This is a genomic window from Amycolatopsis sp. 195334CR (assembly GCF_017309385.1).
Lineage (GTDB): Bacteria > Actinomycetota > Actinomycetes > Mycobacteriales > Pseudonocardiaceae > Amycolatopsis.
This window is the reverse complement of sequence record NZ_JAFJMJ010000002.1, coordinates 1,937,531-1,959,043: the sequence shown is the minus strand read 5'-3', so window position 1 is coordinate 1,959,043 and position 21,513 is coordinate 1,937,531. Positions and strand designations below refer to the sequence as shown.

Here is a 21,513-nt window from a genome sequence, read left to right as displayed (position 1 = left end):
TTCGAGAAGCGGCCAGAGGGAAGGGAGCGTATGGGTGGCATTCGATGTCTGTCCAAATCCGATTGGGCATGGATTGATACCTTCCCGGCATGACCTTCACGCTCGAACAACTCCGCGGATTTGTCGCCGTCGCGGACGAGCTGCACTTCGGCCGCGCGGCGGCCAGGCTGAAGATGACCCAACCGCCGCTGAGCAGGCAGATCCAGAAACTGGAGCGCGCGGTGGACGCGCAGCTGCTGGTCCGCGACAACCGCCGCGTCGAGCTGACCGCCGCGGGCGAGGTGTTCCTGCTCGAAGCCCGCCGGCTGCTCTCACTCGCCGACGCCGCCCCCGACCTGGCGCGCCGGGTGTCGTCCGGCTCGACCGGCATGGTGCGCATCGGGTTCACCGCGGCGTCCACCTACGGCGTGCTCGGGCGGCTGCTCAACCGGCTCAGCGCGGAGCTGCCCGAGGTCGACGTCGGCCTCGGCGAGATGGTCACCCGCGAGCAGGTGGCCGGGCTGCGCAACGAGGAGATCGACCTCGGGCTGGCACGGCCGCCGTTCGACCACAAGACGTTCAGCTCGCACCTGCTCCACCGCGAGGCGATGCTGGTCGCCGCGCCCACCGGGCACCTGCTGCTGGAGCTCGGCCGCGACGTCACCGCCGCCGACGTGGCCGACGAGCCGGTGATCATGCACTCCCCGACCGAGGCCAGGTACTTCTACGACCTGGTGGTCGGCATCGTGCCGATCGCGCACCAGAACACCGTGCACACGGTCAGCCAGGTGCTGACCATGCTGTGGCTGGTCGCGGCCGGGCGCGGGATCGCCTTCGTGCCCGCGTCGGCGGCCCGGCTGTCCATCGCGGGCGTGGGGTTCGTCCGGCTGGCGACCGCGGTCCCGCAGCCCGCCGAACTGCACCTGCTGTGGCGACGCGATTCCCCGAACCCCGCACTGTGGCGGGCACTGGAGGTGTTGAAAGACTTCACTCCGCTCCAATGATGCCCGGTGGGTATCATTCAATGCGAAACAACACTTGGACAAGCATCGAGTTCGGTACTTACGGTGACCGTGACCGCCGCACCACAACGCGGAGCCACCGGATTCCAAGGGGACGACCACCGTGACGCCGATGCCGCCCGATGCCCTGGCCGAGAAGCTGACCTCCGGGCTGCTCTCCTTCCCGGTGACGCATTTCGACGCCGAACTCCGCTTCGACGAGCCGCGCTACCGCGAGCACCTGGCCTGGCAGGCGAGCTGCGGCGCGGCCGGGCTGTTCGCCGCGGGCGGCACCGGCGAGGGCTTCTCCCTCACCCCGGCCGAAATCGACCAGGTGGTCCGCGCGGCCGTCGGCGAGGCGGGCGGCACCGTGCCGGTCGTCGCCCCGGCCACCGGCGCCACCGCGGTCTCGGTCGAGCAGGCCAAGGCCGCCGAAGCCGCCGGCGCGTCCGGCATCCTGCTGTTCCCGCCGTACCTGACCGAGGCTTCGCAGCGCGGGCTGGTCGAGCACATCAGCGCGGTGTGCCGGGCCACCAGCCTCGGCGTGATCGTCTACAGCCGGGCGAACGCCATCCTGTCGGACACCACCGTCGCCGAGGCCGCCGAGCGCAACCCGAACCTGATCGGGCTCAAGGACGGCGTCGGCGACATCGAGCGGATGACCCGCACCTACGCCAGGGTCGGCGACCGGCTGATCTACATCGGCGGCCTGCCCACCGCCGAGACCTTCGCGCTGCCGCTGCTGCAGCTCGGCGTGTCCACCTACTCCTCGGCGCTGTACAACTTCGTGCCCGAGTTCGCGGTGGAGTTCTACACCGCCGTCCGCGCGCAGGACCGGACCGCCGTCTACCGCATGCTCTCCGACTTCGTGCTGCCCTACCTGGACATCCGCGACCGGGCCAAGGGGTACGCGGTGTCCATCATCAAGGCCGGGCTGACCGCGGTCGGCCGCGACGGCGGGCCGGTGCGGCCGCCGCTGACCGATCTGACCGCGAGCGAACTGGCCGAGCTGAGCACGCTGATCGAGAAGGCCGCGCGATGAGCACGCCGTCGGTCGCCACCGTCGAAGTGGTGCCGGTGGCCGGGCACGACAGCATGCTGTTGAACCTCAGCGGCGCGCACGGCCCGTTCTTCACCCGCAACGTCGCCATCGTGACCGACAGCGAAGGCCGCACCGGACTCGGCGAAGTCCCCGGTGGTGAGGCGATCCGGCGCACCATCGAGGAGGCGGGCGCCCTGCTCACCGGCCAGCCGGTCGCCCGGTTCGCCTCGCTGCTGCGCCAGGTCGCGGAGACCTTCGCCGATCGGGACGCGGGCGGGCGCGGGCTGCAGACCTTCGACCTGCGCACCACCGTGCACGCGGTGACCGCGCTGGAGTCCGCGCTGCTCGACCTGCACGGGCAGTACCTCGGTGTGCCGGTGGCCGAGTTGCTCGGCGACGGGCAGCAGCGCGACTCCGTGCCGATGCTGGGGTACTTGTTCTACATCGGTGACCGCGAACGCACCGATCTTCCTTATGTGGTGGAAGAAAACCCCGAGGACGATTGGGCGAGGCTGCGGCGTGAGGCCGCGCTCGACGCGGACGCCGTGGTCAAGCTCGCCGAGGCGTCACAGCAGCGGTACGGCTTCAGCGACTTCAAGCTGAAGGGCGGGGTTTTCTCCGCCGAGCAGGAAATCGAGGCCGTGCGCGCACTGGCCGAGCGCTTCCCGGACGCCCGCATCACGCTCGACCCCAATGGCGCGTGGGCGCTCGACGAGGCGATCGCGCTGTGCCGCGACCTGCACGGCGTGCTCGCCTACGCCGAGGACCCGGTCGGCGCCGAGGGCGGCTTCTCCGGCCGCGAGACGATGGCGGAGTTCCGCCGGGCCACCGGACTGCGCACGGCGACGAACATGATCGCCACCGACTGGCGGCAGCTGACCCACGCGCTGCGCGCGGACGCAGTGGACATCCCGCTGGCCGACCCGCACTTCTGGACCCTGCGCGGGTCGGTCCGGGTGGCGCAGCTGTGCGCGGATTCCGGGCTCACCTGGGGTTCGCACTCGAACAACCACTTCGACATCTCGCTGGCGATGTTCACCCACGCCGGCGCGGCGGCCCCCGGCCCGATCACCGCGCTCGACACGCACTGGATCTGGCAGGACGGTCAGGCGCTGACCCAGCGCCCGCCGCGGATCTCCGGTGGCGAGGTCGCCGTGCCCGACGCGGCCGGTCTCGGGGTCGAACTCGACCGCGACGCGCTGGCCGCCGCGCACGAGCTGTACCGCGAGCACGGGCTCGGTGCCCGTGACGACGCGGTGGCCATGCGGTACCTGGTACCCGGCTGGCAGTTCGACCCCAAGCGGCCCTGCCTGGTCCGCTGACCGTCTACTGAGGACCGTCTAACAAGGAGCGCCCATGTCCCCCGTGCTCGACCGGATCGCCTCGGTGCACCTGTCGTCGGTGACCTTGCCGCTGCCGACCGGGATCAGCGACGCCAAGGTGCTGACCGGCAGGCAGCGCCCGATGACCGAGGTGGTGTTCCTGTTCGCGGAGATCACCACCGACTCCGGCGCCGAGGGCGTCGGGTTCAGCTACTCGAAGCGAGCGGGCGGACCGGCCCAGTTCGCGCACGCGCGGGAGGTCGCACCGGACCTGATCGGCGAGGACCCCAGCGACATCGGCAGGCTGTGGACCAAGCTGACCTGGTCGGGCGCCTCGGTCGGCCGCAGCGGTGCCGCCACCCAGGCACTGGCCGCGATCGACGTGGCGCTGTGGGACCTCAAGGCCAAGCGCGCCGGGCTGCCGCTGGCCAAGCTCCTCGGCGCGCACCGGGATTCGGTGCGCTGCTACAACACCTCGGGCGGGTTCCTGCACGAGCCGGTCGAGCGGATCAAGGACAACGCCACGCGCACGCTGGAGTCCGGCGTGGGCGGAATCAAGATCAAGGTGGGCCAGCCGGACCTGGCCGAGGACCTGCGCCGCGTGGCCGCGATCCGCGAGCACCTCGGGGACGGCGTGCCGCTGATGGTCGACGCGAACCAGCAGTGGGACCGCCCGACCGCGATGCGGGCCGGGCGGGCGCTGGAGGAGTTCGGCCTGGTCTGGATCGAGGAGCCGCTCGACGCCTACGACGCCGAGGGGCACGCCGAACTGGCGCGGTCGCTGACCACCGCGGTGGCCACCGGCGAGATGCTGACCAGCGTCGCCGAGCACTACGAGCTGATCCGCCACGGCGCGGCCGACATCCTGCAGCCCGACGCGCCCCGCATCGGCGGCATCACCCAGTTCCTCAAGCTGGCGACGCTGGCCGACCACCGGAACCTCCAGCTGGCACCGCACTTCGCCATGGAGATCCACGTCCACCTGGCCGCGGCCTACCCGCACGAGCCGTGGGTCGAGCACTTCGACTGGCTGTACCCGCTGTTCAACGAGCGGCTGGAGATCAGCGACGGGCGGATGCGGCTGTCCGCCCGGCCGGGACTCGGTATCACGCTGAGCGAACAGGCCCGGGCCTGGACCACCGACAGTGTGACGATGGACAAGGCCGCATGATCACTGCGTGAACGCTGTCCTCGGTGGTTTCGCCACCCTGCTCGCGGTGATCGCCGTGGGCTGGGTGACCGGCCGCACCGGCGTCCTCGGCGCCGGCGCGGCCGAAATGCTGTCCCGGCTGTCGTACTACGTGGCCACCCCGGCGCTGCTCCTGCTCACCCTCGCCGACGCCGATCCGTCGGCGCTGCTGTCGACCACGCTGGTGGCCACCGCGGGCAGCGCCGTGCTGTGCGCGCTGCTGTACTCGGTGGTGGTGTACTGGTGGCGACGCCCGAAGGCCGCGCAGCTGGCGACCGGCGCACTGTCCACTTCGTACGTCAACGCGGGCAACCTCGGCGTGGCGATCGCGGTCTACGTCCTCGGCGACGCGTCCTACGTGGCGCCGGTGCTGTTGTTCCAGGTGCTGGTGCTGGCCCCGATCGGCCTGACCGTGCTGGCGTCGGGGTCATCGGAAACTTCCCTGCGGCGGCTGCTCACCCAGCCGCTGCGCACCCCGGTGGTGATCGGCTGCGCGATCGGCCTGGCCCTGTCCATGGTGGACTGGAGCCCGCCGGAGCTGGTGCTGCGGCCGATCGAACTGCTCGCGGGCCTGGCCGTGCCCGCGGCCCTGCTCGCCTACGGGACCAGCCTGCACGGCTCCCCGCGCCCGGCCACCGGCACGCAGGCAGGCCCGATCTGGCTGGCGGTGGGCCTGAAGACGGTGGCGCAGCCCGCGCTCGCGTTCGGCCTGGGCAGCGCGGTCCAGCTCAGCGGCACCGCGCTGCTCGCGGTCACGGTCACCTCGGCGTTGCCGACCGCGCAGAACGTTTTTGTCTACGCCACGTCCCACGGCCAGGACACCGAACTGGCCAGGGACGTCATCCTGCTGACCACCATGCTGTCGATCCCGGTCCTGGCCGGGATCGCGCTGCTGCTCGGGTGAGCGCTACTTCTCCCCGGGCTCGCGGTGGGCGCGCAGCGAACCCGGGTGGGCCTTGGCGCTCGGGTCGCGGCGGGTCTTGACTAGGCTGGCCACGGTCACCACCAGCAGGATGCCGATGATCACCCCGAGGCTGACCGGCGTCGGGATCTCCGGCACGCTCTCGCTGATGTCCACGTGCGCCCAGTGCAGCATCAGCTTCACGCCGATGAACGCCAGGATCAGCGCCAGCCCGGCGGACAGGTACACCAGCCGGTCCAGCAGGCCCTTCACCAGGAAGAACAGCGCCCGCAGGCCGAGCAGCGCGAAGGCGTTCGCGGTGAAGACGATGTAGGGCTCTTCGGTGACACCGAACACCGCCGGGATGGAGTCGAGTGCGAAGAGCAGGTCGACACCGCCGATGGCGACCAGCACCACGAACAGCGGGGTCACCATCCGGCGACCGTCCACTTTGGTGACCAGCTTGCCCTCGACGTAGTCCTCGGTGGTCGGCAGCAGCCGGCGCGCGGCCTTGACCACGACGTTGTTCTCCACGTCGGGATCCTCGTCGCGGTGCCGGAACAGCTGCACCGCGGTGAAGATCAGGATCAGCCCGAAGATCAGGAACATGAAGGAGAACAGCGACAGCAGCGTCGCGCCGACCGCGATGAACGCCGCCCGCATCAGCAGCGCCAGCACGATGCCGAAGGTGAGCACCTTGTGCTGGTGCTTCTCCGGCACCGCGAAGGTGGTCATGATGATCACGAACACGAACAGGTTGTCGACCGAGAGGCTCTTCTCGACGATGTACCCGGCGAAGTACTCGGTCCCCGCCTGCCCCCCGTAGGCGAGCAGGAACCACACGCCGAACCCGATCGCGACCAGCACGTAGAACACCGACCACGCGGTCGCCTCGGCGAAGCCGACCCGGTGCGGGCGCACGGCCGCCAGCACCAGGTCGACCGCCAGCAGGGCGACCACGAAGCCGACCGTCACCAGCCAGGTGACCAAACCGATGTCGAGCATGCACACTCCGGGGGAAGGTTCGGGATGTCTGATTTACACCTTACGGACGTATCCCGGCTGCGCCACCCGGCCGCTCAGCGCACCACCCGGCCGCGTTTCCGGCTGAGCACCAGCAGCGCCGCGCCGAGCAGGAGGAGCAGGAGGCCACCGCCCGCCAGCAGTGCGCCGGGGAAGCCGGTCGAGGCCAGCGAGGGGCGGAACGCCACCGGCGGGACCAGGTTCTGCCCACCGCCCCCGGTGCCGGGCTGCCCGCCACCGGTGCCACCGCCCGCCGAGGGCAGCGTGGAGCACGCCGCACCGACGCTCACGCTCAGCTCGTCCAGTTCGGTGCCCTGCTGGTAGAAGCCGGCGAAGGCGTCCGCGGCGGTCAGCGTGACCTTCACCCCGCTCAGGCTCAGCGCACCGGCCGGAGTCTCGCTCTGAGCCGCGCCGAAGTCCAGGTCCGCCAGCGCCACGCCGGGCTGGTTCGTCGGCTTGCCCGGCGCGGACGGGTCGGTGGTCTTCAGCTCGACGTCCATGAACAGCGTGCCGCTGTCGCCGGCGCGCACCACCTTGGGATTGCCCAGGATCAGCGTGAAGTGGTGCGACGGGTAGGCGAAGGTGACGCTGCCCTGGTACTGCGCGGTGAAGTCGGTCGTCGAGCCGAGGGTCCCGGAGCCGAAGGCGTACCGGTGCGCGCCGGTGGCCACGCCGTGCGGGCTGCCACCGGCGTCGATCGAGGTGATCTCGGCGCCGTTCGCGGCGGTGATGCTGTTGCCCGCGCCGTTGCCAAGGTACTGGCGGAAGCTCTTCTTGAAGCCCCACACCAGCTCGCCCTTCGCGATCGCGCCGGGTTCCAGCACGCAGGCGGAATCCGCCGCGGTCACGGTGAACGCGGCGGTGACCGGCTTCTGCGACACCGCACCGGTCGCGGTGACCAGATGGGCCCCGACACCCACGCTCGGCGGAATGATGATGGTGGCGGAGAAAGCACCCGTCGCGTCGGCCACCGCGGTCACTTCCGGTGCTTCCGAAGTGAGCGCCACCGATTCACCGGGCGCGAACCCGGTGCCGTTGGCGGTGAGGGAACCGCCCTGCACCACCGAGTCCGCGCTCAGCGTCAGCGCCGGTGCAGCGGCGTCGGTCACGGTGAACTTGCCCGACGCCGGTTTCTGCGACACCGCACCGGTCGCCGTCAGCGAGTGCTCCCCCAGCCGCAGCCCGGCCGGGATGGCCACCTGCGCGGCGAACGCACCGGCCGCGTCGGCTGTCGCGGTCACCGCCGGCGCCTCCGAAGTGAGCGCCACGGACTCCCCCGGCGCGAAGCCCGATCCGGCGACGGCGAGCGATCCGCCCCGAGCGACCGAGGCCGCACCCAGGTTCACCGACGGTGCCTTGGCGCTCTCGAACACCACCGCACCCGCGTCGAGTTCGGCACCCGGCTGGTAAAAGCCGTCGAACGCGCTCGCGCCCGCCTCGGTCAACGTCGCCGCGGTGATCGTCGCGCGCAGGTTCGCGCCGTCGGGCACGGGTGCACCGGCGAAGCTCAGGTCGGCGAGCACGGCCTCGGTCGGGGGCTGGACCTTCTGCGGTGCCTCCTTCGTGCCGTGGAGCGCGTAGTTGACGGTGGCGGTCAGCGTGCCCTTGCCGTTGCCACCGAAGGTCACCTTCGGGTTCGCGATGCCGATGTCCCAGATGAAGTGGGACGGCACCGAATAGTGCACGGAACCGGCGAACGAGACCGAGCCGCCGCCCGTGCCCGGGTCGTAGGCGACCCCGGACACCGGCCACAGGTGCGGCCGCGGTTCGGTCCACCGTGGATCCGGATCGGCGATCACCCCGCCGTCGAGCGCGGTACTCCCGGCGAACTGCTTCACGTAACCACGCCAGCTCTTCTTGAACCCCCAGTACAACCCCGGCCCACCCGGGGTCGGCGGCGGGGTGACCACGATGCCCTTGAAGGCCAGCGGCACGCTCACGTCCCAGGTGGTTTCCGGCGAACGCCAGCCGAAGGTGTGCACGGAGAACACCTCGCGCGCGGCGTCGTGGCGGATGCCGTCGCTGCCGTCGTAGGCGGACTTCACCGTCGCGGTGAACTCGAAGCTCCCGTCGTCGACCAGCGGGACCTGCGCCCCGACCGCGCCCTTCTTGACCAGCTTCGCCACCTGGAAGCCGTGTGCGGTCCCCGGGTCCTTCAGCGTGGCCAGCGCCGGGCCGACGCGCACGCCGTACCCCGCGCCGTCGTTGGCGGCCGGGTCGAACCCGGTACCGCGGATCGTCACCGTGGTCCCCGCCGGATCCAGTTCGGCCGACGGGGTGACGGTGACCTTCGGCGCGGCCTGCGCCTGCGCCACCGCCGGTACCGCGACGGCCGACAGGGCCAGGCACAGCGCGGCGGCGAGGAGCCGTCTCGTTCCGGACATCGCTTCAGTTCCCCTTCGCCGCGGCCGCGCGCTTGCGCAGCACCAGAAGAATCGCCGTTCCCGCCACGATCAGCAGCACCGCTCCGGTGACCAGCACCGGGATCCAGCCCCGGTCGCCGCCGTCCTCCTGCGCCACCGGGACGCTCGCCTCGGTGGTCACCACGATCGGCGGCGCGGCCGCCCGCACGGTCAGCTCCGCCGCCGACTCCACTGTGGACCGGGCACCGGTGAACACCAGCCGGTGCGCGCCCTCGGGCAGCTGCGCGGGAAGCACCGCGGTGTAGCTGAACGCGCCGTTCGCGTCGGCCTTGACCGGCGGCAGGGTCACCGGATCGGAGTGCAGCACCACGGCGACGTCCTCACCGGCGGTGAACCCGCTCCCCTGCACCACGACGGATTCGCCGGCGACCAGTTCGGTGCGCGCCGCCTTCACCACCGGGGCCGGGGCCGCGCTCGGCGGAGCCGCCTGCGTCGGTGGCGCGGAAGGCGGTGGCGCGGAAGGCGGTGGCGCTTGCTGTTGGTGCGGTACCGCGAAGTTCACCGGGGTGAAGGTCTCGTTCGAGGTGTTCACCACGCCGTGCGCGCCGACCGTTATCACTCCACATTGGACCTTCGTGCAGTCGACGTCGACCACCCCGCCCGCCCGGTCCACCGTCTTGAACCGGGCGCCGGGCACCACCAGCTGGGTGCTCCAGGTGCCGTCGGCGGCGACCACCCCGCCGTTCGCCGAGGTCGCGGTGTCACTGCCCGGGAACGAGACGAAGCGCTGGAACCCGTTGTTGTCCTTGGCTTCGCTGTCCTGGACGTAGCGGTAGGTCTCGCCGGTCGACCCGCCCTGGCTCGGCTGCCAGCCGCCACCCGGGTTCGACACCCAGCCGAAGACCACGTAGATCCCGCCGTGGCCCTGGGGGATGGACTGGAAACCGGTGCCGCGCAGGGTGAGCACGGTGGCGTAGTCGGGGTCGGCCGAGCCCGGTGACACCGACACGGTGGCGCCCGCGGCCTGGGCCGGTAACGGACTCAGCAAGGCGGCCGCCACCGCCAGGCAGGCCGGCTCGCGCAGCCGGGACACGGATGATCGCATGGTCACTCCAGAATCAGTCTCGCAGCGGAAGGATCAGGGGCAGGCCGGTTCGCGGGTGGGCCACCACCTCGACCGGGTGGTGGTAGACCTCGCTCAGCAGTTCGCCGGTGCAGACCTGACCGGGCGGGCCGAGCGCGGCGAGGCGGCCGCGGTCGAGCACGGCAATCCGGTCCGCATAGGCCGCCGCCAGGCCGAGGTCGTGCAGCACCACCAGCACCGCCGCGCCCGCTCGCGCCCGGAGGCGGGCCAGGCGGAGGACCTCCTCCTGGTGCCGCAGGTCCAGCGCGGCGGTCGGTTCGTCGAGCAGCAGCAGATCGGTGTTCTGCGCGAAGACCCTGGCCAGCGCGACGCGGGCCTGCTCACCACCGGACAGCGTCGGGTACCGGCGCGTCACCAGGTGCGTCACGTCGGTGGCCCGCAGCGCGTCGGCGACCACGACGTCGTCCTCGGCTTCGGCCTCCGTGCCCGCCCACGGCACCCTGCCCATGCGCACCACGGAATCGACGTCGAACGGGAACGACAGCGGATTGTGCTGCGGCAGCACCGATCGGCGCCGGGCGAGCTCCTTTGTGGACCATTCGCCGATGGCACGGCCGTCGATGCGGACCTCGCCGTCCGACGGCCGGATGTCCCCGGCGAGCACACCCAGCGCGGTCGACTTCCCGGCCCCGTTCGGCCCGACCAGCGCCAGCACCTCCCCGGCCCGCACGGCCAGGGAAACCCTGTCCAGCAAAGCTTTCCCGCCCGCGACCACCCGGATCGACCGCGCTTCGGCGACCACGCTCATGCCCAGCCCCCCGATCGCTGCCGCGTTCGCAGCAGCAGCCAGAAGAAGAACGGCCCGCCGACCAGCGCGGTGAGCATGCCGATGGGCAGGTCCGCGTACTCGATCAGGGTGCGGGCGAACAGGTCGGCGGCGGCGAGCAGCAGTGCACCACCGAGCAGGCTCGCGGGCACCAGTACGCGGTGACCGGGCCCGAGGACCATCCGGAGCAGGTGCGGTACGACGAGTCCGACGAAGCCGATGATGCCCGAGTAGGACACCGCGGCCGACACCGACAGCGCCACCGCGACGATCGCCACCAGCCGCAGCACCTCCACGTTCACCCCGAGGTGCCTGGCCTGCCGGTCGCCGAGCGCGAGCAGGTCCAGTTTCGGCGCCAGCACCAGCGCGACCAGCACCGCGGCCAGCGCGGGCGGGCCGGCGGTGGCCACGAAGGACCACCGGCTCGACGCCAGCGAACCCAGTTGCCAGAACACGATCTGCTCACGGGAGGCCTGGTCGCCGAGAAAGGTCAGGAAGGCGATCCCGGCCCCGGCCACCGCGTTCACCGCGACCCCGGTGAGCAGCAGCGTCACCACCTCCGCGCGGCCACGCGACCGCGAGAGCAGGTACACCGACAGCGTGGTGACCAGCCCGGCGGCGAACGCCAGTGCCGGGGTGGTGAACTCGCCGAAGAAGGTCCAGCCGAACACAATGGACAGACACGCGCCGACCGCGGCCCCGGAGGAAACCCCGACCACCGCCGGTTCCGCCAGCGGGTTGCCGAACAGCCCCTGCATCAGCGCGCCGCTGACCCCCAGCACACCGCCGACCAGCAACGCCATCACCACGCGCGGGAACCGGACCTCCCACAGCGTGCCCTCGGCGAACGGGTCGGCCGGTGGCGAGCCCAGCCCGACCCGGTGCAGCACCGAGTTCACCACGTCCGCGACCGGGATGCCGAACTGGCCGGACGCGGCGGAAAAGAGACTGACCACCACGGCACCGGCGGCCAGCAGCACAAACACGAGCGTCGCGCGCACCCGCGGCCGGTGCACCGGGACCACGGGTGTCCCGGGTCTGACGGAGGTGGCGGTCACCGGCCCGCCGCCGGGACGTAGAGGGCGCGGGCGAGCGCGTCGAGCACCCCGGCGGTGTGGGGCCCGAAGCTGAGCACCTGGTGGTCGGCCATGTCCACGAACCGCTTGTGCAGTCCCGCCGGGGTCTGCGCGATGCCCGGCACCCGCAGCGCGCCCTCCACCCCGCCAACCGAAGCCAATCCCTTGGACATCACCAGGAGCACGTCGGGTTTGGCCTTCGCCAGCGCTTCGGCGTTGAGCGGGCGCATCCCCGACAAGCCCAGCTCGGCGGCGACGTCGACCGCGCCCAGCGCCGACAGCAGTGAGTCCACTCCGGACCCGGGGCCGAAGAGGTAGTACACCCCGGCCTGCCCGCGCAGGTACAGGAAAGCCACGCGCGGGCGCTTCGCGGGATCGGCCGGGATGAAGCGCGCGATCTCCGCCTTCTTCGCCGAGATCTCCTCGTCCAGCCGCGTGGCGACCCGCTCCCCCGCCTCCGGCACGCCCAACGCGGTGGCGATCTGCCGGACCAGCGCGCCGTTGTTGTCCATGCCGCGCCGGGAATCCACCACGACCACCGGCACGCCGACCTCGCGCAGCTGGAGCACCACGTCCCACGGGCCGAGCGTGGTGTCGGTGATGACCACGCTCGGGCGCAGCCGCAGGGTGGCCTCGGCGTTGAGCTGGTGGCCGTTCACCGTGACCAGCGGCAGGTCCGCGGCGGCCGGGAAGGCGGTGGACACGTCGCGGCCGACCACCCGGTCGCCGAGGCCGAGCGCGAAGACCGTGGCGGCGAGCGTGCCCGACATGTCGAAGGCCAGGATGCGGCTGGTGTCGGTCACGGTGACCGAGGTGCCCTGGTGATCGGTCACCGTCACCGGCAGTCGCGACACCGGGTTCCGTTCCACCGGAACGACATCCGCCTGGTCGAGCACCGCGGTCGACGGGCCGTCGAAGGCACGGGGATCGGCGAGCGGGGTGAGTTCGCTCAACGGCTTCTGCGTGCCCGCCGCCGGACCGGCCGCCGGTTTCGCGGGGGCCGCGCACCCGGCGATCACCGCCAGGACGCAGAGCACCAGGGCAGCACACCGCACTCGCATCAGGCCCCCATCAAGATCACACGAACTTAGGTGAGGGTAACCATAGCGTGCCTTGCCTAAGTAAGGTTAGGCTCACTTCGCTTGTCGCTGGTCACAGCGCACGAACGAAGGGACTCCCCCATGTCGTCAGCCAGATCCCGCCGGAACCTGACCCGCTCGGCGGTGGCCATCGCCGCCACCGCGGCCTCCCTGCTCACGATCGCCGGCACCGCGTCCGCCGCACCCGGCAGCGCGAGCCGCAACGGCCACACCCTCAGCGCGTCCAACGCCACCGGGCTCGCGGTGGCCGGGGAGGTCGTCACGGTCACCGGCACCGGGTACAACCCGGCGAACGGGTACTACGTGGCGTTGTGCCAGGTTCCGGACGACTACAGCTACGGCGTGCGCCCCGCGCCCTGCGCCGGCGGTGACGGCCAGGGCTCGACCGGGGTCGGTCCCTCGGCGTGGGTGACCAACTCCCCGCTGGGCGGGAACGCCGCCTACCCGATCGGCGCGGACGGCAGCTTCACCGCGCAGATCCACGTCAAGGAAGCCACCACCGGCCTCGACTGCGCGACCGTCACCTGCGCCATCGTCAGCCGCCGGGACCACTTCGCCACCAACGACCGCACCGCGGACGTGTTCATCCCGGTCTCCTTCGGCTGACCTCCCCGCCTGGGGTGTCCGGCGACCGGCCGGGCACCCCAGGCCCTTCCGCGAGAACTCAGGCGAGCGCGCGGCCGAGCACCCGGGCGCCGTCGGCGAAGCGGTCGGGGTCCGGGCCGGAGTAGTTGAGCCGGATGAACGGGCCGGACGGCTCGGCGGGGAACCATTCGTTGCCCGGCGCGATCATCACGCCGTCGGCTTCGCACTCCCTGGCCAGCCGGTCGAGATCGGTCTCGTCGGGCAGCCGGGCCCACAGGTGCAGACCACCGCGCGGCACGTGCTCGAGGTGGGCCTGCGGAACGTGCTCGGCCAGGCAGCCGACGAGCAGGTCACGCCGGGCCCGCAACTGCTGGCGCAACGCGCGCAGGTGCGTGTGCCAGCCCGGCTGGGTGACCACGTCCAGCGCGGCGGCCTGCAGCAAACCGCTGACGTACATGGATTCCGCGCCCCGGTCGGCGAGCACGCGGTCGCGGGCCGGGCCGCGGGCGATCACCGCGGCGACCCGCATGGTCGGTGACACGCTCTTGGTCAGCGACCGCAGGTAGACCACGTGGCCGTTGTCGTCCAGTGTGGCGAGCGGGCGCACGGTGGCGTCGATGCCGAAGTCGTGGGCCCAGTCGTCCTCGACCAGGAAAGCACCGCGGGCGCGGACGACGTCGAGGATCCGCTCGCCGCGTTCGGCGGGCCACTGCGCGCCGGTCGGATTGGCGAAGTTGGGCTGGGCGTAGAACACGCGCGCCCCGGTTTCGTCGAAGGCACGCGCGAGTTCGTCCGGATCGGGCCCGGCCGGCCCGCTCGGCACCGGGACCACGTGCACCCCGGCCTGTGCGGCGGCGAGGATCGCGCCCCAGTAGGTCGGCGATTCGAGCAGCAGTGGCTGCCCGAAGCCGACCAGCGCGCGGAAGATCGAGCTGAGCCCGCTCTGGCTGCCGGGCAGGATCACCACGTCGCGGGCGGCGGGCGGGGTCAGCCCGGCGGGGGTGGCCTCGGCGAGTTCGGTGGCGAACCAGGTCCGCAGTTCGAGCAGGCCGGCGGTGGCGGGCCGGGTCAGCGCCGCGTCGGTGCGCGCGGCGCGGGTGAGCGCGCTCCGGACCAGGCGTTCCGGCAGCAGCGCCCGGTCCGGGAAACCGGCGTGCAGGCCGATCGCGTCCGGCGAGATGCTGCGCAACGGGGTCGACAGGGCCGGGATCGGCGCCTGCGGGGACCGCAGCGCGGCGGTCTGCCAGCCGAAGTCGAGCGGGCGGGCCTGACGCACGGCACGGACGAAGGTGCCCACCCCCGGCCGGCTTTCGATCAACCCGAGCGCGCCGAGCGCGCGCATCGCCTTCTGCACGGTGATCGGGCTGGCCCCGTACTCGGCCACCAGCGCGCGGTTGGACGGCACGCGCGCACCCGGGGGCGCTTCGGCGATCCACGCGCGCAGGCCCTGCATGATCCGCGTGGTGCTATCGTTGGCCATGTCAGGGAAGAGTAGCGTTATCCAGGAGTCGACGGCAACGTTATCGCCGTCGCGGGCGGGGCTGGGATGGGGACTGCTGGGTGTCGCGGCGTTCTCGTTCACCGTGCCGTTCACGCGGGTCGCCGTCGGCGGCCTCTCCCCGCTGTTCATCGGCTCGGCGCGGGCGGTCATCGCCGCACTGCTCGCCGCCGCGGCGCTGGCCGTCACCCGGCAGCGCCTGCCGCGCGGCCGCCAGTGGGCCCGGCTCGCCGTGGTGGCCGGTGGCGTGGTGGTCGGCTTCCCCATGCTGACCTCGTACGCGCTCACCACGGCCCCGGCCAGTCACAGCGCGGTGGTGATCGCGCTGCTGCCCGCGGCGACCGCGGTGCTGGCCGTGCTGCGCACCGGGGAACGGCCACCGCGCTCGTTCTGGCTCATGGCCGGGATCGGCGCGCTGGCCGCACTGGGCTTCGCTTCCGTGCAGGGCGGCGGTTTCGGGCGACTGCACTGGGCGGACCTGCTGCTGTTCGGCGCCGTGCTGGCGGCCGCGGCCGGCTATGCCGAGGGCGGGCTGCTCGCCAGGGAACTCGGCTCGTGGCAGACGGTGTCGTGGGCGCTGGTACTGGCCTCGCCGCTGATGCTCGCGCTGACCGTGACCGCGGTGGTGCAGGAGGCGCCGGTCGGCACCGCCGGGCAGTGGGCGGCGTTCGGTTACCTCGCCGCGGTGAGCATGTTCCTCGGCTTCTTCGCCTGGTACCGCGGGCTGGCCATCGGGCCGATGGCGCAGGTGAGCCAGGTTCAGCTGGTCCAGCCCGTGCTGACCATTCTCTGGGCGGCGCTGCTGCTGGGCGAGGAGCTGACCTGGCCGACCGTGCTCGGCGGGCTCGCCGTGGTCCTCTGTGCCGGGGTCGCCGTGCGCATCCGTCTCGACCGCACCGTGAAATAGGAGGCTTGTGGTGTTCACCGGACTCAGCGCGTTCCCGCTCACCCCGATCACCGACGACGGGATCGACGAAGCGGGGTACGAACGGCTCGTCGGGCGGCTCGCCGACGCGGGCGTCGATTCGATCGGCGCGCTCGGCTCGACCGGGAGTTATCCCTATCTGAACCGGAAGGAACGGGCCCTCGCCGCTCGGCTGGCGGTGAAGAGCGCCGGGCCGGTACCGGTGATCATCGGGGTCGGTGCCCTGCGGACGCGGGACGTGCTGGCCTGCGTGGAAGACGCACAGGAGGCGGGGGCCGCGGGCGTCCTGCTGCCGGCGATGACCTACCAGGCACTCACCGACGACGAGGTTTTCGGTCTGTACGAGGAAGTCACGGCCTCGTTGTCGGTACCGCTGGTGGTCTACGACAATCCGGGCACCACGCACGTGACGTTCTCGGACGAGCTGCACGGCCGGATCGCGCACCTGCCGAACGTGGCGTCGATCAAGATCCCCGGCGTGTCAACGGATCCGGCCGAGGCCCGCGCCCGGATCGACGCACTGCGCGCGGTGGTTCCGGAGACGGTGACCATCGGCGTCAGCGGTGACGCCCTCGCCGCCGGGGGCCTCGCCGCGGGCGCGGATGCCTGGTACAGCGTCCTGGGCGGCCTGTTCCCCAAGACCTGCCTGACCATCCTCCGCGACGGCTCGCGTTCGGCGGATCTCGCTCCACTGTGGACCCTGTTCGCCCGGTACGGCAGCTACCGCGTGGTGTCGGCGATCGCCGTCGAACTCGGGCTGCTGGCCTCGCCGAACCTGCCCCGCCCGGTCCGCCCACTGGACGAAACCGGACGGCAGGAGGTCGTCACCGCGCTGAACTCCCTCACCGCCCGGGACTGAGCCTCAGGACGAGATCCGTCTCTCCGCGGCGGGGTCGCTCCCGTTGGTCCCGCCCTCCTCCGGTACGTCACGCCGGAGGCGGCGCGGCAACGGGGTGCGCACCGGGAACCGGGCCGCGGATCTCGTGCGCTGCGAGACGCGGTCGCGCAGCGGGATCGGCTTGCCCGGCACGCGGTTCTCGGGTGCCTGCACCCAGCCGCGGGCGGGCTGCCCGCCGATGTCCAGCTCGATCGCCTGCTCGAACCGTTCCTCGTCGATGCCCTCGTAGCCGTGCCGGATGACCGAGCGGTGGAACTGCTCGGAGACCGCGAGCACCAGCGGCGCGGTGGTCCGGCGCAGCGCCACCTTCAGCTCCGGGGCGTCGACCAGGCGCGTGGTGAGGGTGACGTCCTCACCGAACGGGCCGCGCAGGTCGAAGTGCACGTCGCCGGCGTGCATCGCGGCCCGGATGCGGAACTTCCGGTCGGGCCGCTTCGCCCCGTGCTCACCGAGAAGGCGGGCCAGCACCGGGATGAACTTGTTCACCATGAGCGTCTTCGGAGCCTGGTCCACCGCGTGCACGAAGGCCATCAGGCCGTCCCCGCGGTCGGTGAAGGGGTCCCGCAGCTTCTCGGTGATGTCGCATTCCAGCAACGCCGCCTCGAACAGCTCGTACAGGTCGTGGCGCAGCACCGCGGTGGCCGAGTTGTTCCGGAGGGTGGATCCCTCGATGTCCACCACGATCATCGTGCGCTGCAGTGGTATCGGTGTCAGTACGCTCACCATGACCACCTCGCCTGCCGCTCAGGTGCGACCGACCGTCGCGGTGAAGCGCGCACGCTCGCACCAGGACAAGCCGGCCGGTCGGAGGTCGGATGACACGGAATTCATCATTGGCTCCTTTACCCGAATCTCCAGCTGGCAACTTCAGAAAAATTCAGCTATACTTGCCGAAGTACTGCGGAGTTCAGACTAAGGTGCCGACAGCGTGAGTGCAAGGAATACCTGACCGGCTGAGCCGACTGGGCGAGAGCCGTCAACTTCAAGACCCCCCAAGCGTGAGCCAAGAGATCAACGGTATAGTTCCGGTTCTTCGGGCCGTTGCCTGAAGTTTGCTGAAAGGCGTGGATGAGGTGAACTCACCTGAAGGCCAGCCGCTCGCGCGGCGGCTGCGCGAACTGCGCGAGGGTGGCGCCTGGCCGGGCAAGTACATCACGCAGGCGGAGCTGGCCGCCGCGCTGGGCACCAGCGTCCCGTCCGTCTCGTCCTGGGAGAACCCGAGGACGAAGGCCAAGCCGCCCCGGCCGAAGATCGACGCGTACGCCACCTTCTTCGCCACCGAGCGGTCGGTCGCCGAATCCCCGTTCCGGTTGCTCGACCGCCAGCAGCTGACCGAGGACGAGCTGGCCCGGCGGGAGCGGCTGCTCGGCGAGCTGACCGCGCTCCGGGAGGACTCCCCCGCCACCGCGGGCCCGGCGGCCAAGGATCCGTACGCGGAGAGCCCGTGGCGCTTCAAGCCCGGCGAGATCGTCACCATCATCGGCTCCGAGCTGCCGCAGCGCCTGAAGCGCAAGATGCCGCACGCCGACCCCGATGGTTCCGATTTCGTGGACCTGTACAAGTATGCGGACCTCGACGCGCTGGTCGAGTTGCACGGGCACGTCCGGGCCGCGAACCCGACCAGTGACGTGCACCTGCGCACCCCCGCCGAACTGGTCACCGACGACTACACCAGTCACCTGATCCTGCTCGGCGGGGTGGACTGGAACTTCGTCACCCGTGACCTGCTCGAGCGGGCCGAGCTCCCGGTGCGCCAGCTGGTCCGGCCGGAGGACGACGACCTCAGCCGGTTCGAGATCGGCACCGGCGACACCGTGCAGAGCTTCCTGCCGAAGGTCCGGCGGGAGGGCGAGAACCTGCTGCTGCTCGAGGACGTCGCGTTGTTCTACCGGGCGGTGAACCCCTTCAACGCCAAGCGGACCGTGACGATCTGCAACGGCACCTTCGGCCGCGGCACCTACGGCGTGGTCCGCGCGCTGACCGACGCCCGGTTCCGGGACCGCAACGCCACCCACCTGCGCACCCGGTTCGCCGGATCGAAAGAGTTCGCCATCATCAGCCGGATCCACGTGATCAACGGACTGGTGGTCACCCCGGACTGGACCTCGCCCCAGTCCAAATTGCACGAATGGCCGGTGAGCACCACTTGACTAAAAATACCGAGCGTCCGGGAGCGGCGATGGCCCACCACGGGTCCCACCGCCACCTGCTTCGCACGCCGACGGACACCGAGCACCGCACCGCGCCGGTCGACGCCATCGTGGTGCCCACCGCACGGCACGGCAAAGCGCTCCTGCCGGCGATCGACCTCGCCGCGCGGCTCGGTTGCACGCTCGTCACGCTTTCCAGCAAGTGGTCCTCGGCCGACACCATCGCCGGACTCGCCGAAGCACGCGGCGCCGAACTCATCGCGCTGGAGACCGAAAGGCTGCGGCCGGGCGTGCTGCCCGTGTTCCGGACCACGAAACTGCTCGCTAACACGATGTTCGAACGCCGCGAGGACACCAGCGCGAAGCGCAACCTCGGCCTTCTGCTCGCCCGGCTGGCCGGCTGGAAACGCATCGTCTTCCTGGACGACGACATCCTCGTGCCCGAGGCGACCGACCTCGAACGGGCCGCCGCGCTCACCGACCGGTACGCCGGGGTCGGCCTCGCCATCGGCGGTTTCCCCGACAACTCCGTGGTCTGCCACGCGTACCGCGAAGCGGGCGGCGACCAGGACACCTTCGTCGGCGGCGGGGCGCTGGCGGTGGGCCGGAACTCGATGACCTCGTTCTTCCCCAACATCTACAACGAGGACTGGTTCTTCCTGCTCGGGGACCACGGCCTGCGCCCGACCACGATCACCGGCGAGGCGGTGCAACGTCCCTACGACCCGTTCGCCCACGAAATCCGGGCCAGGCTGGAGGAACTCGGCGACTGCCTGGCCGAAGGGCTGTTCTGGCTGCTGGACAACGAACGCACCTACGAGAGGGCGCGCAGGCCGGATTACTGGCAGGGCTTCCTGGACAAGCGCCAGAAGTTCATCACCGAGGTGCTCACCATGGTGGGCGGCCTGCCCGAAGACGACCGGCGCGAGCGGATGCTCAAGTCGCTGAAGGCGGCGCGTGGCCGTTGCCTGTCGATCGAGCCCGAGCGCTGCGTCGACTACGTGGAGGCGTGGCGGGAGGACCGTCACGAGTGGCGGGTGCACTCCAACGAGTTCTACCGCCAGGTGAAGAACCGGCCGGGCCTGCGACCGGCGGTGAAGGCGCTGGGCCTGGACTCGATGACTACCTTCGTGGCCGGCCGACCAGCGGCTTGACCATGATCCGGCAGATCTCCACGTTCCGGCGGCCCGCGCTGTCGGTCAGGGAGAGGCACCGGACCGTGGAGTGCGCCCACTCCCGGTAGCCGAGGCGGGCGTAGAGCCGGGCGGCGCGGTCGTTCGTGGTCTCCACGGCCAGCGCCACCCGGTCGTAGCCCTTGTCGGTCAGCCACTGCTCGGCGGCGCGCACCAGGCTGGTGCCGATGCCGCGGGCGCGGTGCTCGACGTGGGTTTCCAGGTGGGTGAGCAGCGGGGTGTCCGGCAGGTGCTCGCGCAGCTCGTCCTCTTCGGCCGGTTCGAGCCACAGGTAGACCACGCCGACCGGGCGTTCGTCCTGCCAGGCGACCAGCAGCCTGCCCAGCCCGTCCTTCTGCCGCGAGAGGCGGTCGGTGAAGTACGGCTCCTGCCCCATGACGTGCGTCAGCTGGGGCAGGTCCGCCGACCCGGCCTCTCGTATCCGCAGCTCGCCCATGATCCGGGCCCAGGTTACCGAAGCGACCGGGCGCCGCGCTGGCACTTGGCCGAATGCGGCCCGGCGCGCGGTGTAGCGGGCTACACCCCCGGTCCGGGGTCGCGCGCCACTGTGGCCGTGCCCGCCCGTCAATAGCGTCGTTCCTGCCGAAAGATCCGGAGGGAACAACAGATGACCACAGTCACGGACGGCCTCGCCAGCGCGGTGCGGCTGGAATCCGTCAGCAAGACCTACGGCACGGGCCCAGCCGCCGTGCGGGCGCTCGACGGGGTGACGATCAGCCTCCGCCAGGGCAGCTTCACCGCGCTGATGGGCCCCTCCGGCTCGGGCAAGAGCACCTTCCTCCACTGCGCCGCCGGGCTCGACCGGCCGAGCGAAGGCCGCGTCCTGCTCGGCGGGACCGAGCTGACCGGGCAGCGCGAAGCCGCCCTCACCGAGCTGCGCCGGTCGCGGATCGGGTTCGTCTTCCAGGCCTACAACCTGCTCGACGCGCTGACCGTCGAGGAGAACATCCTGCTGCCGCTGAAACTGGCCGGGCGGCCCGCCGAGCCGGGCTTCCTCGCCGAGGTGGTGCGCTCGGTGGAACTCGACGTCCCGCTGGATCGCCGCCCCAGCAAGCTTTCCGGCGGTCAGCAGCAGCGGGTCGCGATCGCCCGCGCGCTGGTCACCCGGCCCGACGTGATGTTCCTCGACGAGCCAACCGGCGCGCTCGACACCCGCACCGCGCGCCAGGTGCTCACCACCCTGCGCCACGCGGTCGACCGCTGGGGCCAGACCGCGCTGATGGTCACCCACGACCCGGTCGCGGCCTCCTACGCCGATTCCGTGGTCTTCCTCGCCGACGGCCGCATCGCGGGCGAACTCGGGCACACCACGCCGGAGCGGATCGCCGAGCGCATGACCCATCTCGGGGAGTGGTGAA

20 protein-coding genes are annotated in these 21,513 nt (G+C 71.3%); 11 read left to right on the top strand and 9 right to left on the bottom strand.

Annotated elements, in window-relative coordinates; genetic code table 11:
* Window positions 1-89: 89 nt before the first annotated feature.
* The 5 genes from JYK18_RS32295 (at window position 90) to JYK18_RS32275 (ending at window position 5,437) form a co-directional block, all read left to right on the top strand.
* Window positions 90-983 carry a LysR substrate-binding domain-containing protein gene (locus JYK18_RS32295; protein WP_113692101.1) on the top strand — a complete coding sequence of 298 codons (894 nt, stop codon included), beginning with the start codon at window positions 90-92 and terminating at the stop codon, window positions 981-983.
* A 130-nt stretch (window positions 984-1,113) separates the two neighbouring features.
* Window positions 1,114-2,022 carry a 5-dehydro-4-deoxyglucarate dehydratase gene (kdgD, locus tag JYK18_RS32290; RefSeq protein ID WP_242582330.1) on the top strand — a complete coding sequence of 303 codons (909 nt, stop codon included), beginning with the start codon at window positions 1,114-1,116 and terminating at the stop codon, window positions 2,020-2,022.
* Complete coding sequence (locus JYK18_RS32285; protein ID WP_206807193.1) at window positions 2,019-3,344, top strand: enolase C-terminal domain-like protein; 1,326 nt, start codon at window positions 2,019-2,021, stop codon at window positions 3,342-3,344. The genes kdgD and JYK18_RS32285 overlap by 4 nt, the downstream gene beginning before the upstream one ends.
* 34 nt (window positions 3,345-3,378) lie before the next feature.
* Window positions 3,379-4,515, top strand: a complete 1,137-nt coding sequence (locus JYK18_RS32280; protein ID WP_206807192.1) for a mandelate racemase/muconate lactonizing enzyme family protein — start codon at window positions 3,379-3,381, stop codon at window positions 4,513-4,515.
* 7 nt (window positions 4,516-4,522) lie between these two features.
* Window positions 4,523-5,437 (top strand): AEC family transporter, encoded by a 915-nt coding sequence (locus JYK18_RS32275; protein WP_206807191.1) that lies wholly within the window; start codon window positions 4,523-4,525, stop codon window positions 5,435-5,437.
* Between the two features lie 3 nt (window positions 5,438-5,440).
* On the opposite strand, the gene JYK18_RS32270 is transcribed toward JYK18_RS32275, so the two are convergent.
* The 6 genes from JYK18_RS32270 to JYK18_RS32245 form a co-directional block, all read right to left on the bottom strand.
* Entirely contained in the window at window positions 5,441-6,439 is a 999-nt protein-coding gene (locus tag JYK18_RS32270) for a TerC family protein (protein ID WP_206807190.1), read from the bottom strand.
* Between the two features lie 74 nt (window positions 6,440-6,513).
* On the bottom strand, window positions 6,514-8,841 hold the full coding sequence (locus tag JYK18_RS32265) for an HtaA domain-containing protein (protein WP_206807189.1): 2,328 nt from the start codon (window positions 8,839-8,841) through the stop codon (window positions 6,514-6,516).
* A 4-nt stretch (window positions 8,842-8,845) separates the two neighbouring features.
* Window positions 8,846-9,925 (bottom strand): hypothetical protein, encoded by a 1,080-nt coding sequence (locus tag JYK18_RS32260; protein WP_206807188.1) that lies wholly within the window; start codon window positions 9,923-9,925, stop codon window positions 8,846-8,848.
* 13 nt (window positions 9,926-9,938) lie between these two features.
* On the bottom strand, window positions 9,939-10,712 hold the full coding sequence (locus JYK18_RS32255; protein ID WP_206807187.1) for a heme ABC transporter ATP-binding protein: 774 nt from the start codon (window positions 10,710-10,712) through the stop codon (window positions 9,939-9,941).
* On the bottom strand, window positions 10,709-11,731 hold the full coding sequence (locus JYK18_RS32250) for an iron ABC transporter permease (RefSeq protein WP_307796152.1): 1,023 nt from the start codon (window positions 11,729-11,731) through the stop codon (window positions 10,709-10,711). The genes JYK18_RS32255 and JYK18_RS32250 overlap by 4 nt, the downstream gene beginning before the upstream one ends.
* 53 nt (window positions 11,732-11,784) lie before the next feature.
* Entirely contained in the window at window positions 11,785-12,843 is a 1,059-nt protein-coding gene (locus tag JYK18_RS32245; protein ID WP_307796151.1) for an ABC transporter substrate-binding protein, read from the bottom strand.
* A gap of 144 nt (window positions 12,844-12,987) precedes the next feature.
* On the opposite strand from JYK18_RS32245, the gene JYK18_RS32240 reads away from it, so the two are divergent.
* Window positions 12,988-13,512 carry a hypothetical protein gene (locus tag JYK18_RS32240; protein ID WP_242582327.1) on the top strand — a complete coding sequence of 175 codons (525 nt, stop codon included), beginning with the start codon at window positions 12,988-12,990 and terminating at the stop codon, window positions 13,510-13,512.
* A 58-nt stretch (window positions 13,513-13,570) separates the two neighbouring features.
* Here JYK18_RS32240 and JYK18_RS32235 read toward each other — a convergent pair whose 3' ends face one another.
* Window positions 13,571-14,971, bottom strand: coding sequence for a PLP-dependent aminotransferase family protein (locus tag JYK18_RS32235; protein WP_206807184.1), 1,401 nt, complete (start codon window positions 14,969-14,971; stop codon window positions 13,571-13,573).
* On the opposite strand from JYK18_RS32235, the gene JYK18_RS32230 reads away from it, so the two are divergent.
* Together JYK18_RS32230 and JYK18_RS32225 are read left to right on the top strand one after the other, a co-directional pair.
* Entirely contained in the window at window positions 14,970-15,896 is a 927-nt protein-coding gene (locus JYK18_RS32230) for a DMT family transporter (protein WP_206807183.1), read from the top strand. The two genes, JYK18_RS32235 and JYK18_RS32230, sit on opposite strands and share 2 nt — an antisense overlap.
* A 10-nt stretch (window positions 15,897-15,906) precedes the next feature.
* The gene (locus JYK18_RS32225; protein WP_206807182.1) at window positions 15,907-16,773 is read left to right on the top strand and encodes a dihydrodipicolinate synthase family protein; all 867 of its coding nucleotides are present in this window, start codon (window positions 15,907-15,909) and stop codon (window positions 16,771-16,773) included.
* Window positions 16,774-16,776: 3 nt separating this feature from the next.
* On the opposite strand, the gene JYK18_RS32220 is transcribed toward JYK18_RS32225, so the two are convergent.
* The gene (locus tag JYK18_RS32220; protein WP_206807181.1) at window positions 16,777-17,535 is read right to left on the bottom strand and encodes a hypothetical protein; all 759 of its coding nucleotides are present in this window, start codon (window positions 17,533-17,535) and stop codon (window positions 16,777-16,779) included.
* Window positions 17,536-17,885: 350 nt separating this feature from the next.
* Between JYK18_RS32220 and JYK18_RS32215 the strand changes: the two genes are divergently transcribed.
* Window positions 17,886-18,962, top strand: coding sequence for a helix-turn-helix transcriptional regulator (locus JYK18_RS32215; protein ID WP_307796150.1), 1,077 nt, complete (start codon window positions 17,886-17,888; stop codon window positions 18,960-18,962).
* Between the two features lie 29 nt (window positions 18,963-18,991).
* Window positions 18,992-20,116, top strand: a complete 1,125-nt coding sequence (locus tag JYK18_RS32210; protein WP_206807179.1) for a hypothetical protein — start codon at window positions 18,992-18,994, stop codon at window positions 20,114-20,116.
* On the opposite strand, the gene JYK18_RS32205 is transcribed toward JYK18_RS32210, so the two are convergent.
* A complete protein-coding gene (locus tag JYK18_RS32205) occupies window positions 20,085-20,591 on the bottom strand; it encodes a GNAT family N-acetyltransferase (RefSeq protein WP_206807178.1) in 507 nt (168 codons plus the stop codon). The two genes, JYK18_RS32210 and JYK18_RS32205, sit on opposite strands and share 32 nt — an antisense overlap.
* A gap of 171 nt (window positions 20,592-20,762) precedes the next feature.
* On the opposite strand from JYK18_RS32205, the gene JYK18_RS32200 reads away from it, so the two are divergent.
* Entirely contained in the window at window positions 20,763-21,512 is a 750-nt protein-coding gene (locus JYK18_RS32200; RefSeq protein ID WP_206807177.1) for an ABC transporter ATP-binding protein, read from the top strand.
* The last annotated feature ends 1 nt before the right edge of the window (window position 21,513 follow it).

What these genes read in the sequence shown, in the direction of transcription:
- JYK18_RS32295 (WP_113692101.1), top strand. Translation starts at nt 90, where the DNA reads ATGACCTTCACGCTCGAACAACTCCGCGGATTTGTCGCCGTCGCGGAC.
- kdgD (WP_242582330.1), top strand. Translation starts at nt 1,114, where the DNA reads ATGCCGCCCGATGCCCTGGCCGAGAAGCTGACCTCCGGGCTGCTCTCC.
- JYK18_RS32285 (WP_206807193.1), top strand. Translation starts at nt 2,019, where the DNA reads ATGAGCACGCCGTCGGTCGCCACCGTCGAAGTGGTGCCGGTGGCCGGG.
- JYK18_RS32280 (WP_206807192.1), top strand. Translation starts at nt 3,379, where the DNA reads ATGTCCCCCGTGCTCGACCGGATCGCCTCGGTGCACCTGTCGTCGGTG.
- JYK18_RS32270 (WP_206807190.1), bottom strand. Translation starts at nt 6,439, where the DNA reads ATGCTCGACATCGGTTTGGTCACCTGGCTGGTGACGGTCGGCTTCGTG.
- JYK18_RS32265 (WP_206807189.1), bottom strand. Translation starts at nt 8,841, where the DNA reads ATGTCCGGAACGAGACGGCTCCTCGCCGCCGCGCTGTGCCTGGCCCTG.
- JYK18_RS32260 (WP_206807188.1), bottom strand. Translation starts at nt 9,925, where the DNA reads ATGCGATCATCCGTGTCCCGGCTGCGCGAGCCGGCCTGCCTGGCGGTG.
- JYK18_RS32255 (WP_206807187.1), bottom strand. Translation starts at nt 10,712, where the DNA reads ATGAGCGTGGTCGCCGAAGCGCGGTCGATCCGGGTGGTCGCGGGCGGG.
- JYK18_RS32240 (WP_242582327.1), top strand. Translation starts at nt 12,988, where the DNA reads ATGTCGTCAGCCAGATCCCGCCGGAACCTGACCCGCTCGGCGGTGGCC.
- JYK18_RS32230 (WP_206807183.1), top strand. Translation starts at nt 14,970, where the DNA reads ATGTCAGGGAAGAGTAGCGTTATCCAGGAGTCGACGGCAACGTTATCG.
- JYK18_RS32235 (WP_206807184.1), bottom strand. Translation starts at nt 14,971, where the DNA reads ATGGCCAACGATAGCACCACGCGGATCATGCAGGGCCTGCGCGCGTGG.
- JYK18_RS32210 (WP_206807179.1), top strand. Translation starts at nt 18,992, where the DNA reads ATGGCCCACCACGGGTCCCACCGCCACCTGCTTCGCACGCCGACGGAC.
- JYK18_RS32205 (WP_206807178.1), bottom strand. Translation starts at nt 20,591, where the DNA reads ATGGGCGAGCTGCGGATACGAGAGGCCGGGTCGGCGGACCTGCCCCAG.
- JYK18_RS32200 (WP_206807177.1), top strand. Translation starts at nt 20,763, where the DNA reads ATGACCACAGTCACGGACGGCCTCGCCAGCGCGGTGCGGCTGGAATCC.